This is a genomic window from Bacillus halotolerans (genome assembly GCF_001517105.1).
GTDB lineage: Bacteria > Bacillota > Bacilli > Bacillales > Bacillaceae > Bacillus > Bacillus halotolerans.
In genome coordinates this window covers 825,071-839,338 of the sequence record NZ_LPVF01000008.1, presented here as the reverse complement: position 1 = coordinate 839,338, position 14,268 = coordinate 825,071, and the positions used below count along the sequence as shown (strand labels likewise).

At 42.7% G+C, this 14,268-nt stretch carries 16 protein-coding genes and 3 pseudogenes; 17 read left to right on the top strand and 2 right to left on the bottom strand.

Features of this window, described 5'->3' with window-relative positions:
* The first annotated feature begins 70 nt into the window (after positions 1 to 70).
* The 15 genes and pseudogenes from AU387_RS06700 (at position 71) to AU387_RS20400 (ending at position 10,346) form a co-directional block, all read left to right on the top strand.
* Positions 71 to 343, top strand: a complete 273-nt coding sequence (locus AU387_RS06700; RefSeq protein WP_052330392.1) for a DUF2247 family protein — start codon at positions 71 to 73, stop codon at positions 341 to 343.
* Positions 344 to 718: 375 nt separating this feature from the next.
* Positions 719 to 2,557, top strand: a complete 1,839-nt coding sequence (locus AU387_RS06695) for a beta-glucoside-specific PTS transporter subunit IIABC (protein WP_059335247.1) — start codon at positions 719 to 721, stop codon at positions 2,555 to 2,557.
* Between the two features lie 23 nt (positions 2,558 to 2,580).
* A complete protein-coding gene (gene bglH / locus AU387_RS06690) occupies positions 2,581 to 3,990 on the top strand; it encodes an aryl-phospho-beta-d-glucosidase (protein WP_059335246.1) in 1,410 nt (469 codons plus the stop codon).
* A 102-nt stretch (positions 3,991 to 4,092) separates the two neighbouring features.
* Complete coding sequence (locus AU387_RS06685; RefSeq protein WP_044160046.1) at positions 4,093 to 4,539, top strand: universal stress protein; 447 nt, start codon at positions 4,093 to 4,095, stop codon at positions 4,537 to 4,539.
* A 158-nt stretch (positions 4,540 to 4,697) separates the two neighbouring features.
* Positions 4,698 to 5,627 (top strand): DMT family transporter, encoded by a 930-nt coding sequence (locus AU387_RS06680; RefSeq protein ID WP_059335245.1) that lies wholly within the window; start codon positions 4,698 to 4,700, stop codon positions 5,625 to 5,627.
* Between the two features lie 657 nt (positions 5,628 to 6,284).
* Positions 6,285 to 6,530 (top strand): annotated as a pseudogene (locus tag AU387_RS06675) (hypothetical protein); the annotation flags it as partial.
* Between the two features lie 52 nt (positions 6,531 to 6,582).
* Complete coding sequence (locus AU387_RS06670) at positions 6,583 to 6,999, top strand: YxiG family protein (RefSeq protein WP_059335243.1); 417 nt, start codon at positions 6,583 to 6,585, stop codon at positions 6,997 to 6,999.
* 203 nt (positions 7,000 to 7,202) lie between these two features.
* Positions 7,203 to 7,529: pseudogene (locus AU387_RS21695) on the top strand (DNA-binding protein); the annotation flags it as partial.
* A gap of 72 nt (positions 7,530 to 7,601) precedes the next feature.
* The gene (locus tag AU387_RS21690; RefSeq protein ID WP_082687860.1) at positions 7,602 to 8,051 is read left to right on the top strand and encodes a hypothetical protein; all 450 of its coding nucleotides are present in this window, start codon (positions 7,602 to 7,604) and stop codon (positions 8,049 to 8,051) included.
* Between the two features lie 15 nt (positions 8,052 to 8,066).
* Entirely contained in the window at positions 8,067 to 8,555 is a 489-nt protein-coding gene (locus AU387_RS06660) for a DUF2716 domain-containing protein (RefSeq protein WP_082687847.1), read from the top strand.
* Between the two features lie 43 nt (positions 8,556 to 8,598).
* A complete protein-coding gene (locus AU387_RS06655) occupies positions 8,599 to 8,967 on the top strand; it encodes a hypothetical protein (protein ID WP_232460827.1) in 369 nt (122 codons plus the stop codon).
* A 140-nt stretch (positions 8,968 to 9,107) separates the two neighbouring features.
* On the top strand, positions 9,108 to 9,371 hold the full coding sequence (locus AU387_RS06650; protein ID WP_232460826.1) for a hypothetical protein: 264 nt from the start codon (positions 9,108 to 9,110) through the stop codon (positions 9,369 to 9,371).
* Between the two features lie 64 nt (positions 9,372 to 9,435).
* Complete coding sequence (locus AU387_RS06645; protein ID WP_059335240.1) at positions 9,436 to 9,732, top strand: YxiJ family protein; 297 nt, start codon at positions 9,436 to 9,438, stop codon at positions 9,730 to 9,732.
* A gap of 13 nt (positions 9,733 to 9,745) precedes the next feature.
* A pseudogene (locus tag AU387_RS06640) lies at positions 9,746 to 10,197 on the top strand (hypothetical protein).
* 17 nt (positions 10,198 to 10,214) lie between these two features.
* Positions 10,215 to 10,346: a hypothetical protein gene (locus AU387_RS20400; RefSeq protein WP_063623096.1), complete on the top strand. Its 132-nt coding sequence runs from the start codon at positions 10,215 to 10,217 to the stop codon at positions 10,344 to 10,346.
* A gap of 210 nt (positions 10,347 to 10,556) precedes the next feature.
* Here the strand turns inward: AU387_RS20400 and AU387_RS06635 are convergent, their stop codons facing one another.
* Together AU387_RS06635 and AU387_RS06630 are read right to left on the bottom strand one after the other, a co-directional pair.
* Entirely contained in the window at positions 10,557 to 11,078 is a 522-nt protein-coding gene (locus AU387_RS06635) for a DUF2812 domain-containing protein (protein ID WP_059292215.1), read from the bottom strand.
* A complete protein-coding gene (locus tag AU387_RS06630) occupies positions 11,075 to 11,416 on the bottom strand; it encodes a PadR family transcriptional regulator (RefSeq protein WP_044160040.1) in 342 nt (113 codons plus the stop codon). Before AU387_RS06630 ends, AU387_RS06635 begins: the two co-directional genes overlap by 4 nt.
* A gap of 164 nt (positions 11,417 to 11,580) precedes the next feature.
* Here AU387_RS06630 and AU387_RS06625 point away from each other — a divergent pair, with 164 nt between their 5' ends.
* Positions 11,581 to 12,729 (top strand): rhamnogalacturonan acetylesterase, encoded by a 1,149-nt coding sequence (locus AU387_RS06625; RefSeq protein WP_059292216.1) that lies wholly within the window; start codon positions 11,581 to 11,583, stop codon positions 12,727 to 12,729.
* Positions 12,730 to 12,810: 81 nt separating this feature from the next.
* Complete coding sequence (locus tag AU387_RS06620; protein WP_059335239.1) at positions 12,811 to 14,250, top strand: DEAD/DEAH box helicase; 1,440 nt, start codon at positions 12,811 to 12,813, stop codon at positions 14,248 to 14,250.
* Positions 14,251 to 14,268: the final 18 nt, after the last annotated feature.

The following is a 14,268-nucleotide window of genomic DNA, read 5'->3' as shown; positions in this document are numbered from 1 at the left end:
TTTTAAATTATTACGTTAAAGAGGTGGAAAAGTATCAGATGAAATAAACCAGAATGGAAGAGATAGAAGGATGTATACAGTTGAGATAATCAAGAAAAATGAATTTGAATGTAACTGGATTACATTGTTTATTGGTAGGCAGTTTAAGTTAATTTCTTCACAAGAAGTTACAAATTATGCGGTTAATTATCTAGGGAATAATCTTAATATTAAAGATGAGAATATCCTTGAATTGGCGTGGGAACAAACTGAAGAAAAAGCAGATGCTTTATTAGAACTAGTCTCTGACAGACTTCTAATAACGGATGTAACCCGCTTTTATATCCCTATGAAAAAAATATAATTAGATTATACAATTCGTTTCTATACTTTTTAGTAAGAGAAAAACAAAATATAAAAAATGGCTTACCATTGTAAACAAAAATAGTTCTTAAAAAGTGTTGCCCTTAGTCAAAAACCAAAAATGAAAGCGTTGACACCCCAAAAATCTAGTGCTAAAGTATACCTACAAACAAATACAGCGACCCGTCAGGATTGTTACTGCTAAAGCAGGCAAAACCTAAATGATGCAGGTGCAGGAGGAGACTCTCGCAATCTGTGTCATTTAGGTTTTTTTTATTCTCATTTTGGAGGTGATGCAGCATTAAATACAAAAAAAGCTGGAGAAAGGCGGTCACCTTTCATCCAGCCGGTTCCCCCCAAAAAAGGAGGTATACACATGGATTATGATAAATTATCGAGAGACATATTACAACTCGCAGGCGGTGAAGAAAACGTTCAGCGCGTGATTCACTGCATGACGAGACTGCGTTTTAATCTTTATGACAATTCGAAAGCGGACCGGAGTCAATTGGAGCAGCTGCCGGGTGTGATGGGCACCAATATCAGCGGCGAGCAGTTTCAAATCATTATCGGAAACGATGTGCCGAAGGTGTATCAGGCGATTGTGCGGCACAGCAATCTCAGTGATGAAAAGAGCGCTGGTTCATCTTCTCAGAAAAAGAATGTGCTGAGTGCGGTTTTTGATGTGATTTCTGGTGTGTTTACACCGATCCTGCCCGCGATTGCTGGTGCAGGTATGATCAAAGGGCTCGTTGCGTTAGCGATCACATTCGGCTGGATGGCGGAGAAGAGCCAAGTCCATGTCATTCTGTCAGCTGTTGGTGACGGTGCGTTCTACTTTCTTCCGCTCCTGCTTGCGATGAGTGCGGCGAGAAAGTTTGGAAGCAATCCGTATGTAGCGGCGGCGATTGCAGCAGCGATTCTGCATCCGGATTTGACGGCGCTGCTCAGTTCAGGGAAAAGTATTTCCTTTATCGGGCTTCCTGTAACGGCTGCCACTTATTCATCAACGGTCATCCCGATTTTGCTTGCGATTTGGATCGCATCGTATGTGGAAAAGTGGATTGACCGAATCACGCATTCTTCTCTCAAGTTGATTGTCGTTCCGACTCTGACATTGTTGATTGTCGTGCCGCTGACACTGATTACAGTTGGTCCGCTGGGTGCTATTTTAGGAGAATACTTGTCTGTCGGCGTAAACTATTTATTTGATCATGCCGGGCTTGTGGCGATGATTTTGCTTGCGGGAACGTTCTCTTTGATCATTATGACGGGCATGCATTATGCATTGGTGCCGATTATGATTAACAACATCGCGCAAAACGGCCACGATTATTTGCTGCCCGCCATGTTTTTGGCGAATATGGGGCAGGCCGGCGCATCTTTTGCGGTTTTTCTTCGCTCAAGAAACAAGAAATTTAAATCGCTTGCGCTTACCACAAGTGTGACGGCGCTGATGGGAATTACAGAACCCGCGATGTACGGCGTGAATATGCGTTTGAAGAAACCGTTTGCGGCCGCTTTGCTTGGCGGTGCGGCTGGCGGCGCATTTTACGGCGTGACGGGTGTTGCTTCCTATATTGTCGGAGGCAATGCAGGGCTGCCGAGTATCCCGGTCTTTATCGGCCCAACGTTTATCTACGCGATAATTGGTCTTGTGATTGCGTTTGTTGCGGGAACAGCGGCAGCTTATCTTATTGGATTCGAGGATGTACCGTCTGAAAGTGATCAGCAGCCTTCTGTGACAAATGGTCATCAGGACAGCGGAGAAATCATTCACAGTCCGATTAAAGGGGAAGTGAAAGCATTAAGCGAAGTCAATGACGGGGTATTTTCTGCCGGGATTATGGGAAAAGGATTTGCTATTGAGCCGGAAGAAGGAGAAGTGGTTTCACCTGTGTATGGAAGCGTTACCACCATTTTTAAAACAAAGCACGCTATTGGCATTACGAGTGATCAGGGAGCTGAAATCCTCATACACATTGGATTGGACACTGTCAAACTGGAGGGCCAATGGTTCACGGCTCATGTCAAAGAAGGCGACAAGGTCGCGCCTGGAGATCCGCTCGTTTCCTTTGATCTGGAACAGATTATAGCAGCTGGATATGACGTGATCACTCCGGTTATCATCACTAACACAGACCGATATTCATTTTCGCCGGTAAAAGAAATCGGCAGGGTTCAAACAAAAGAAGCGCTGCTTGCTTTATCTTAAATAAACTGATGAGGTGAACTGTAATGAGTGCAAATGCAAAACGATTTCCAGAAGGATTTTTATGGGGCGGCGCGGTTGCTGCCAACCAAGTTGAGGGTGCTTATAACGAGGGCGGCAAGGGACTTTCGACAGCTGATGTATCACCGAACGGCATCATGTCTCCATTTGATGAATCGATGACTTCTTTAAATCTGTATCATACCGGAATTGATTTTTATCATCGTTATAAAGAGGATATTGCCTTATTTGCAGAAATGGGTTTCAAAGCGTTCCGCACTTCGATTGCGTGGACAAGAATTTTTCCGAATGGCGATGAAGAGGAGCCAAATGAAGAAGGCCTCAAATTTTATGACGACCTGTTTGATGAGCTGTTAAAGCATCATATTGAGCCAGTCGTGACCATCTCTCATTATGAAATGCCGCTCGGTCTTGTGAAACATTATGGCGGCTGGAAGAACCGCAAAGTCATAGAGTTTTATGAACGCTATGCCAGAACTGTTTTCAAACGCTATCAGCACAAAGTGAAGTACTGGATGACATTCAACGAAATTAATGTGGTCCTCCATGCGCCGTTTACAGGCGGCGGTCTTGTTTTTGAAGAAGGAGAACATCAATTGAACGCGATGTACCAGGCCGCACATCACCAGTTTGTCGCCAGCGCCCTTGCCGTCAAAGCGGGGCATGAGATCATTCCCGACTCAAAAATTGGCTGTATGATCGCCGCGACAACAACCTATCCGATGACCTCTAAGCCAGAGGATGTCTTCGCGGCAATGGAGAATGAGCGCAAAACACTTTTCTTCTCAGATGTGCAGGCAAGAGGCGCGTACCCGGGATATATGAAACGCTATCTGGCAGAAAACAATATTGAAATTGAAATGGCTGAAGGCGATGAGGAATTGTTGAAAAAACATACGGTCGATTACATCGGATTCAGCTACTACATGTCCATGGCGGCGAGCACCGATCCTGAAGATCTTGCGAAATCAGGGGGCAATCTGCTGGGTGGCGTGAAAAACCCTTATCTCAAATCATCAGAATGGGGCTGGCAGATTGACCCGAAAGGCTTGCGCATCACGCTTAACACGTTATACGAGCGCTATCAGAAGCCGCTGTTTATCGTGGAAAACGGCCTTGGCGCGGCAGACAAAGTTGAGGAGGACGGCTCTATTCACGATGATTACAGAATTGACTATCTGCGGGACCACTTAATGGAAGCGCGTGAAGCGATTGCTGACGGCGTTGAGCTGATCGGATACACATCATGGGGACCGATTGACCTTGTCAGCGCGTCCACTGCCGAAATGAAAAAACGCTATGGCTACATTTATGTTGATCGAGACAATGAGGGGAACGGAACATTGAATCGCATCAAGAAAAAAAGCTTCGGCTGGTATCAGCAGGTCATTGCCACAAACGGAGAAAGTCTCTGACAACTTTATGAAAAAACATACACCGCAATTGACAATAACAGACAGCAGGCGGACAATAAAAGAGAAAGATGAACCACCCACAGTCCGAAAGGCGGGAAGCGTATGTTTAACAAAATGTTAGTTGCGATTGACGGGTCAGAAATGAGTGCAAAAGCCCTTGATGCCGCAGTGCATCTGGCAAAAGAACAGCAGGCAGAACTAAGCATCCTTCATGTGGGGAGAGAAGCCGTCGTAGCGACTTCTTCTCTGACCGGGATTGTCTATGTACCAGAACATTTTATTGATGAAATCAGGCAAGAAGTGAAAAAAGAAGGCTTACACATCCTTGAGAACGCGAAAGCGAAAGCGGCCGAGAGCGGCGTTCAAGCCGACATCATTTACGCACAGGGAGAGCCGGCATATGAAATTTTAAATACCGCAAAAGAGAAAGGCGTCAGCCTGATCGTAGTAGGAAGCCGGGGCATCAGCGGCCTGAAAGAAATGATGCTTGGAAGCGTCAGCCATAAAGTGTCTCAATTATCAACTTGTCCTGTATTAATTGTTCGATAGATAAGAAGAAAAAAGCGCCCGCAAGGCGCTTTTTTTATGTATAGATTCGTACAATAACTCTGGGTGATTTATGGAACAGCTTCCTTTATAATAGTATCAATATGTAAAAAAGAGGATTTTCTCTTATATCTGCAGATAGCTATACTAGGAGGCATTTGATGCAGCAAAATCTCATATTACAAAAACAAAAATCAGCAGCCGTGCTGAAAATGGTCATTTCTATGGTGATTTTCGGTTCCATCGGCTTTTTCTCTGAGCATACCAATTTGCAGTCATTTGAATTGGTCTTTGTCCGCTGCCTTTGCGCGACGCTATTTTTAAGCTTTTGCTGGCTGGCGTCCGGTCAGCATAAAACTGAAAAATGGAGCAAGCGGGAAGTCCTGCAAACTTTAGCTTGCGGTTTCTTTCTGGTATTCAACTGGGTCTTCTTATTTAAGTCTTTTGAAGAAACGTCAGTTACAATTGCCATCTCTGTATACCACCTTGCACCTGTGCTTGTTCTTCTCCTGGGGAGTATTATCTATAGAGAAAAATTAAATGTGATCTCCGTCAGCTCCATTATCATCTGCTTTCTTGGAACGGCGCTGATTTCCGGGATTAACGGCAGCACTTCATTGACACAGCTGATGGGATCAGGAATCATTTGGGCCGTTCTCGCCGCACTGTTTTATGCGTTCACCACTTTATTGGGAAAAGGCATTCAAAACCTCAGCCCTTACACGACCACCTTCCTGCAAACCGGTTTAGGGGTGATCATCCTGATTCCGTTTATTCACTTCGGCGCTTTTGCAAACCTGTCTCAGGGAAACTGGATTATGGTCGTCTCCACTGGTATTATTCATACAGGTATTGTGTATTTGCTGTTTTTTGACAGTTTGCGATTTTTATCAACGAAATTTATTTCGGTCATTGTCTTCCTCGACCCCGCTGTCGCGATCGTGCTCGATACCGTGTTTACGGGATTTCGCCCGGATCTTTTTCAGACACTCGGCATTGCAATGATCTTTGCGGGTATGGCTTTGACGCTTGTCAGGAGGCAGGGGAAGGCGGAAGTGGTGGCTGAGGACAATAATATAGAACAAGTTTGAGATTGAAGATGTAAAAGGCCTAAGTGGCCTTTTTTTATTCTTAAAATAACATAAACATTCTAGAAAAATATTGTAATCATATTCCAATGGCGCTAACATGTTAAATCAATAACACAGTTATTTCAATTTTTTGGGTGAATCATTGGACTGTGAAATATAGAAAATAAACAATATGAAACGTATTCTACTCAGTTTCAAATAAAGACAGGGATGATTGTGGATACTCAGCGAATGAAAAACAAATACTTTGTTTAAATATAAAAAATTCATTTATGAAAACTTCAGCAGAGGATAAAAAATACAATTGTTGCTCATGAGAATATCATATTACTCAAAAAACGTTGAGTTAATAGATATATTGAGCAGAGTTCAGTTAACAGAAAAAAATTTATTAAAGATACCGAATCTTGTCTTCTGTCATATAGAAATAACAGATTCTGAGATTATCAGAATAGGTTTAAGAAATAGAGAAAATGTTCTAAACATAATTTAACAAATACTAAGCAATATTTGACGTTTTTGTGTGTGATCTTCCTGATTGTTCTTCAATTAGAACGAATAAAGTATTGCCTGTTGATCATTTGAATGGTCAGAAAGCTTTAGTAAAAAAGAATTGTCGGTGATTAAAAATGAAGACGATGTGCGCGGTGATCAATTTTGACTGAGCCAAAGCTAATAGAATGCATAAATAAAATCAAAAGTGTCTTAAATGAACAAACATCAAGAGAAGAAGTGTCAGATTGGGCGGGCTCTTATGTTTATGCGGATGACCCCGAGGTAGAAGATGATAGAGTCTGGGATATGTTAATCCTTCTAAGCGGGATTGATTTGAAAGACTCTGCGGAAACTTATTTGCATTCAACAGATGATTTAAATGATTGGATAAAACTATATACGGAGTAATTTGTTTATTCTGCTTGATGGTAAGGCGTTATTGATTAAAAAGAGGTAGGAGATGACAATGTACAAAACAATTAATGAATGGGTTGATTATATAGATGGGGGGTGCATTGTACTTCAAATTGACTTTAATGTGTTTAAAAAAGAACTCTTAATTGAGATTCATGTTGTTCAAAATAAAGCTGAATATACGCATAATATTATATTTCAAAATGTAGCATCTGTTTATTTCAATGGAGGTGACGGAGATATAAGATTGGAAAAAATAGATCCGGAAGAATACAATTGGCAAGTATTTGAAATGAGTTATCACCCGGAGGGAATCGGGAATCTATCCAATTCTGTAATTCCAGAGTATCAATCAAATGCTAACTTTCTCATTGACATGAACAGAATGCTGATTGCTATAGAAGCTGAAACGGTTTGCTTTGATGATCAATCATTTTATGCATACCAATTAAACACTAAATAAAAAAAGAGAGGTTGTCAGCCTCTCTTTTCTTATACAACATAACAGCTGCCAGACGAAATGTAAAAGACAACGTAATCGCGATTTAAGACTGAATTGGAAAGTAGCTTTATATCAAAACGATTAATGAAACTAGGCTGTCCGTTACTAATAGCTAATAAATGGCTTATTCTTATCACTTCATTTCTAATCTGGGAGCATAACCAATGAAAAAATTAAAAATGAATAAAATCATCAACACGAAAACCCAAGATTGTTTTATCCATGCCGATGCACAGGAACGTGTCTACATTGGAAAAGGAGGGAAAGGTGATATCACTGTTTCAATCTTTGATCCTTCTGGTGAAGTTCGGGATTTTAAAGTGAAAGAGCAGATTGCATACAGCGATATTCTGCTCTTTCAACAATGTGCAGATGGCTATGTCTTGGTTTATTACGAATCGTATGAGCCGAAGGTAAAGGTTTTTTCAGAAGAGGGAAGGGTGAAAACTTCTTTTTGCTTGCCTTCAGGGGTTTCCTGCTGTCTTCTGGATGAGAAACAACACCTTTGGGTCGGTTTATGTGATGAAGGGATTTATCATGATGAGAATCCCAACGGCCAAAGTGTGTGGTGTTTTACGTTAGATGGTAAGCAGAAGGAAATGTATATTGATAGAAAGCTTGAAGAAATGGATGCACCGGCTGTAGATGAATGTTATGGGCTTGCAGAAAAAAACGGATTGATTTATATGCTGTATTACGGAGATGCAGTCGCCGCATTTGATGAAAGCGTTGTGAGACGGGTGTGGATTCTGTCGGATGAAGCACCTAAATCAGAAGCATATGATCAACTCACAGTATCTAAAGAAGGTTTTTGGGTCGGGACGGTCAACTGTTACAGAGCAGATCTTAAGCCGTCTCTTTATTTGATTTCTACCGATGTGAGTCAAGAGATGGAAGAGATAACATGCTGTGACTCGAACGGTGTAGCCCTAGACGTTCAACAGCTGAAACTGACAAGTAACGCTGTTTACGCAGTGACTTCTTCTGGTGTTTATAAGCAGGATATCCAATAAGGTGTTGATGAGATCATGATGAATTGGCGCACTTTAAGTCAGACAAAACAAGACAGCATCTGGTCAGAAGTGAACCAGCTCATAAAATGGAAGCCCGGAAGCAGATGTCATCACATCATCCCGCCTGATCCATATCGAGTGTTTGATATCTCGAGCGGGATGAGCAGTAAAGCTGGTCGTAATGATGTAAGCGGAGTGCTGAGTGATTTAGAGACTACTATTTTAAAAGCATTTCAATCATGTACTGGGAAGAACGATCTGATGTACGCATTAGATTGGCAGCATGACGGCTATATCTTTAGCCCTCATCAGACAATGCCTAAGGATGAATTTGGCGAATGGCCTGTTCCGGTATTTCCAAACGGAGACTATTATTTCTTTTTTCATCAGGATTTTTCTTGGGGGATTTTGGGTGATCCGTGGAAATGTACCATCACTGTGTTTGGTGAAGAGTTATTGAAGGCGATAGATAAATATCCGCCTATCCTGTTTCAAGATAGATGAGTTTGTCATTTAACATGTGTCTTTAATGATGTGGAGGTAAAACATGAGCAGGTATTGTCTGGAATATGCGATTTCTGATCTTTTTCTATTAAATGATTTTTTCAAACAATTCCCTCTCCCTATTACTGAGTATCATTGGGTCATTGGTGATATTTTGAATATGATGGATTTATCGGAGGATAAGAATCATTGGAACGATATCATCGGCGAGCGTGAAGACTATCTGTTTATCACAGGTGAGGAATTTCATCGTATATTAAATGAATTTGAGATTTATGTGATATTTTCTATTTTAACTGCTGTGCCTAAAGAGACGATACCGTATGATTTAACACAAGTTCCGTTTGTTGATGGGAATGCTGACTTTTATGAAGATGATTATATCTCCCCTGTGAAAGAATGTGTTTGGTGAAGTCGGTTTTTTTGATTCAACCGATATTATATTTACAGTGACCGATAAAAATATAGAAAGACTGATGAAGGATGCTTTTCCTGATTTGAAGCCTTACTGTGAGTATAGAGTATAGGAGAGCATCAACGGAGGAATCAAAATTGAGTATTTCTGGAGTTTCTCCTATTATGTTTCAGCATATCAAGAAATGGCGTCTTTATCAGGAAGCAGATAACGTTCTTGGTACCATTTATACGATTCAGTTATCAGTTGTTTATCATTCCCGTTCGATTGTTGTCACATTCAAAGACGTTTCAGCCGTTACGATACGAGATATGGAAACCCTAACGGATCTGTCTGATGGGTTTCTTAATATTAAAATGCAGCCGCAAGGGATGTACCTTGTGGAAGAATGGGAAGAGTAGACGTTCCGCTTTTATTGCCGGCAATATGAGGTGATGGAAGTTGAATAGGGAGAGGAGGATCAGCGTGCTTCAAAAACTGAGAAAAAGACAGCAAGAGCTTGAAGAAACGCCGTATCCCGATGAATTGTACGGCTTTGAAGCGGAAATATATGAGTTTTTTATGCTTGTTGCCGGCAGTTTGGGTTATGTGCTGGCGAATAAAAGGATGCCCCGGCATCAGCGGCATTCGTTGGAGAAAAGCTTTTTTGAGCTGTATCCTGACATCCCGCCGGATATGATCAAAAACGATACTGATTTGTATCATCACATTCTTTTGTATGAGCAAGTCAGACAAGAGATTTGCGCTGCGCTATCCAACTGATAAGGAGGATTTTATGAAAAAAACCTCTATAAGCAGTATTGGCAATTTGGACATGATCGAGCTTAAGCCTGACCAAACCGTTATGTCATGCGAACTTGAAGATGCTGAGTCTTTTTATCGTTTTTGGCAGGGGCTTGCCTATGAGCGAATCATGATACAGGTGATAACGAGTGGTTCATTTATAGAAGACCTGTCAGAGTTTTTCAAAGGCTATGCTTACAAAGTGACGAAGCTGGCGAAAAGGCAATTTCATTTCCAATGCGTAGTACATGAAGCAGGCCGGAGCATTGCAGATTTTCTCTTCTGTTAGCTTCTATCAATGATGATGTTTTTCTGATCACTGCCTCTCAACCGGATAAAAACCATTTTTCCGAAGGCAAACTCCAGTGCCTGACGGACTCGGGCGAACGGATCATGTGGTTTGAATACGATGCTGCGGACATCTATATGGTTGGCGGTAACTAAAAATAGGGGGAATTCATTTGAATATCATACAATACGAGAAATTGAAAAAGCATCTTTCTGATGCGGTTACAGGCCCATTTACATTAAACGAGTTTTCTTTCTATATGAAAGAAGATGATCGTTATATTCATATTCCTGTGTTTGAATGAAAACTATCTGCTCAAACCTGTGACATTCAATTGCGGTTTGAAAACATTAGTGCATCAAAGCTGGATGACCTTGAATCCATCAATGGGGTTGAGTTGGAGATTGTACCGACTGACGATCAATGGGAAAGACTCCGTTATTATGTGTATGACGAAGAAGACCAAATAAGCTTCTATTGCGGAGGTTGGGATGTGATCAAGTGTGACAAGAAGTCACACTGATTTTCCCCACTTTCCAAGCGTTCTTGCTTTTGTTGCCGCATATGTCACGAGAAACGGAAAAGTCACAACCAGGAAAGCCAAAGGCACCCAATTTGATAATCCGGTCAAATAATGGAGTGCAATGGACAAGAGAGTCAGGAAACTCAAGGTGCAGGTGACATTTCGAATGTCTTTTTCACTTCTTTTATATTTCTCTCTCATGGTGGATTGATCACTGTATATCGGCGAAGTCCCAGGCTCAGCCGAAAAGATATGCATACCTCGTGAAGAGCAAACACGTTCCCACCCGGCCGCTTCAAACATCTCGGTGTATTCCGCCAAGCTTTCTTCCCCAACATCATGATAATCAATACTGTAGATCAACTTCCGCGGCTCAGCTTTTCTAAGTTTATACCCCATAACCGCAAAAGAATCGAGCATCCAGCCTTTGCTGGCCATATCGCTGAGTTTCTTCATATCTTTTTCTTCTGAAAAAGCCAAGCCTTCAGACACCATATATTTTTTCTGTTTCATGACTGATCTCCTTTCAATTGTTGAAAAGCGCGTTCGCCGTGTTCAGCCATCACCTTTCTGCGCTGAATTTCTTTTTTGAGTAATTCTTGGCCATGCAGGGTTGTCTGGTACACTTTGCGGCGCGGGTTTTCATTGTTGACAAGCTCAATGATCTCTTCCTGCAATAATTTCTTTAACAATGTATATAAGGTAGCTGGGCCGATCGTAAAGGAGTCATCGGTCATGTCCTCAATCTCCTGCATGATCGAATATCCGTGTTTTGGCTCCAGCAAGGTTAAGACAATATAATAGGCTGGATCGGTAAGCTGATCCATTTCCTGCGGACGTTGCTTTGGCAAGCGGTCACCTCATTTCTTATATCAACTAATGATATATCAATTATTGATATAATAAAATCTTCCTTTTCTTTTGTCAATGCAATTTTTTTCTGCATTCAGTCATCATAAAGAAACAATCACCGAGTATGCATTAATGAGTGCGTTTTCATATAGGGGGATTCTTAATGAAAAAATGGATAACGGCGGGTTTTGTGATGATGTTGTTGTTGGGTTTCAGCGGGGCGGAGAGTTTAAAGGCATCTGAGCTTAAGGTGTATCAGTTTGACTTTGGGAGCGGTTCGGCTGAGCCTGATTACATTGGTGTCAGGGCATCTGACCGTTATAACCCGTCAAAGGGCTACGGTTTTCAGACGCCGGAATATATGAAGGATGTGGCGGCATCCGGGACGGGTGTGAAGAGTGATGCGGTTCAGTTTTTGGCGTATGGGACGAAAAGCGACAACACGTTTAATGTGGATCTTCCAAATGGTCTTTATGAGGTGAAGGTGACGCTGGGCAATACGGCGAGGGCAAGCGTGGCGGCGGAGGGTGTGTATCAGGTCATCAATATGACGGGAGACGGTGCGGAGGATACGTTCCAAATTCCTGTCACCGACGGGCAGCTGAATCTGCTGGTGACTGAAGGCAAGACGGGTACGGCTTTTACGCTCAGCGCCTTGAAGATCAAGAAATTGTCTGATCAGCCGGTGACAAACCGAACGATCTATGTCGGCGGCGATTCGACGGTGTGCAATTATTATCCGCTCAACAGCAGCAAGCAGGCGGGCTGGGGGCAGATGCTGCCTCACTATGTCGACAAGCATACCTTTCAAGTGAGAAACATGGCGTCAGGCGGGCAGATTGCGAGAGGGTTTCGAAATGACGGACAGCTTGAAGCGATCTTGAAGTACATTAAACCGGGAGATTACTTTATGTTGCAGCTCGGCATTAACGATACAAACCCGAAGCATAATGAATCTGAAGCTGAGTTTAAGGACATCATGCGTGATATGATCCGCCAGGTGAAAGCGAAGGGCGCGGACGTGATTCTTTCAACACCGCAAGGCCGGGCGACAGACTTTACTTCTGAAGGCATCCATTCGTCTGTAAACCGATGGTACAGGGCTTCTATTTTGGCTTTGGCCGAAGAGGAAAAAACACATCTCATTGACTTGAATGTCCTCAGTTCGGCATACTTTACATCGATCGGTCCGGAAAAAACGCTCGCGCTTTATATGGATGGCGATACGCTTCATCCGAACCGCGCAGGGGCCGATGCACTGGCGCGATTGGCCGTTCAGGAACTAAAAAGACAGGGGATTGATGGTTTCTAAAACGTCATTTTTCAGCAAAACACATACGCCGCCGGAAATTAGAGTATAATGAGAACATCTGCAAGAGACAGGAGTTTATACATGAGTCATTTTAAAAACTATCAAATCAGTCACGACATTTTACGAGCATTGGAAGGACTGGGGTATACAGAACCGACCGAGGTGCAGCGAAACGTGATTCCGGCAGCCCTTGAACGAAAAGACCTTGTCGTCAAATCACAGACGGGAAGCGGGAAAACGGCTGCGTTTGGCATTCCTCTCTGCGAGCTGGCGGATTGGGACGAAAACAAACCGCAGGCACTGGTGCTGACGCCGACCCGTGAGCTTGCCGTGCAAGTAAAAGAGGATATCACGAACATCGGAAGATTTAAACGAATCAAAGCGACAGCTGTCTTTGGAAAATCATCTTTTGATAAACAAAAAGCCGAGCTGAAGCAAAAAAGCCATATCGTTGTCGGCACACCGGGACGCGTCCTGGATCATATTGAAAAAGGCACGCTGCCGCTGGATCGCCTATCCTATCTGGTTATTGATGAAGCGGATGAGATGCTGAATATGGGCTTCATCGATCAGGTGGAGGCGATTATCAAGCATCTCCCGGTTAAGCGTACAACGATGCTGTTTTCTGCGACGCTGCCAGAGGATATTGAGAAATTAAGCCGTCAATATATGCAAAAACCAGAGCATATCGAAATCAAAGCGGCCGGCCTCACCACAAGGAATATTGAACATGCGGTGATTCAAGTCAGAGAAGAGAATAAGTTTTCTTTGCTGAAGGATGTACTCATCACTGAGAACCCGGACAGCTGCATCATTTTCTGCCGGACGAAAGAGCATGTGAATCAGCTGACCGATGAATTGGATGACTTAGGATATCCATGCGATAAAATTCACGGCGGGATGATTCAGGAAGACCGTTTTGACGTCATGAATGAATTTAAAAGAGGCGAGTACCGTTATTTAGTCGCGACAGACGTCGCCGCGCGGGGGATCGATATCGAAAATATCGCCCTTGTCATCAACTATGATTTGCCCCTTGAGAAAGAAAGCTACGTACACCGTACAGGACGGACAGGGCGAGCCGGAAATCAGGGAAAAGCGATTTCATTTGTGGCGCCGTTTGAAAAGCGGTTCCTGACTGAAATAGAAGACTATATCGGATTTGGGATTCAGAAATTGGAAGCCCCATCGCAAGAGGATGTCGCAAAAAAGAAACCGGATTTTCTCGCTAAACTGAACGACCGTCCGAAAATCAAAAAGGACAAAAGCGAAGAGCTGAATAAAGACATTATGAAGCTGTATTTTAACGGCGGAAAGAAAAAGAAAATCAGAGCCGTTGATTTTGTCGGGACGATTGCCAAAATTGATGGTGTGTCAGCTGATGACATTGGCATCATTACGATCATGGATAACGCCTCGTACGTAGAAATTTTAAACGGAAAAGGCCCTCGTGTTCTCAAAGCCATGAAGGATACAACCGTCAAAGGGAAAAAGCTTAAGGTGAATAAAGCGAATAAATAAAAAAACGGCCTGCTCCAG

Bases quoted from the DNA above. Each gene is read 5' to 3' on its own strand.
- AU387_RS06700 (WP_052330392.1), top strand. From the start codon at position 71: ATGTATACAGTTGAGATAATCAAGAAAAATGAATTTGAATGTAACTGG.
- AU387_RS06695 (WP_059335247.1), top strand. From the start codon at position 719: ATGGATTATGATAAATTATCGAGAGACATATTACAACTCGCAGGCGGT.
- bglH (WP_059335246.1), top strand. From the start codon at position 2,581: ATGAGTGCAAATGCAAAACGATTTCCAGAAGGATTTTTATGGGGCGGC.
- AU387_RS06685 (WP_044160046.1), top strand. From the start codon at position 4,093: ATGTTTAACAAAATGTTAGTTGCGATTGACGGGTCAGAAATGAGTGCA.
- AU387_RS06680 (WP_059335245.1), top strand. From the start codon at position 4,698: ATGCAGCAAAATCTCATATTACAAAAACAAAAATCAGCAGCCGTGCTG.
- AU387_RS06670 (WP_059335243.1), top strand. From the start codon at position 6,583: ATGACAATGTACAAAACAATTAATGAATGGGTTGATTATATAGATGGG.
- AU387_RS06660 (WP_082687847.1), top strand. From the start codon at position 8,067: ATGATGAATTGGCGCACTTTAAGTCAGACAAAACAAGACAGCATCTGG.
- AU387_RS06655 (WP_232460827.1), top strand. From the start codon at position 8,599: ATGAGCAGGTATTGTCTGGAATATGCGATTTCTGATCTTTTTCTATTA.
- AU387_RS06635 (WP_059292215.1), bottom strand. From the start codon at position 11,078: ATGAAACAGAAAAAATATATGGTGTCTGAAGGCTTGGCTTTTTCAGAA.
- AU387_RS06625 (WP_059292216.1), top strand. From the start codon at position 11,581: ATGAAAAAATGGATAACGGCGGGTTTTGTGATGATGTTGTTGTTGGGT.
- AU387_RS06620 (WP_059335239.1), top strand. From the start codon at position 12,811: ATGAGTCATTTTAAAAACTATCAAATCAGTCACGACATTTTACGAGCA.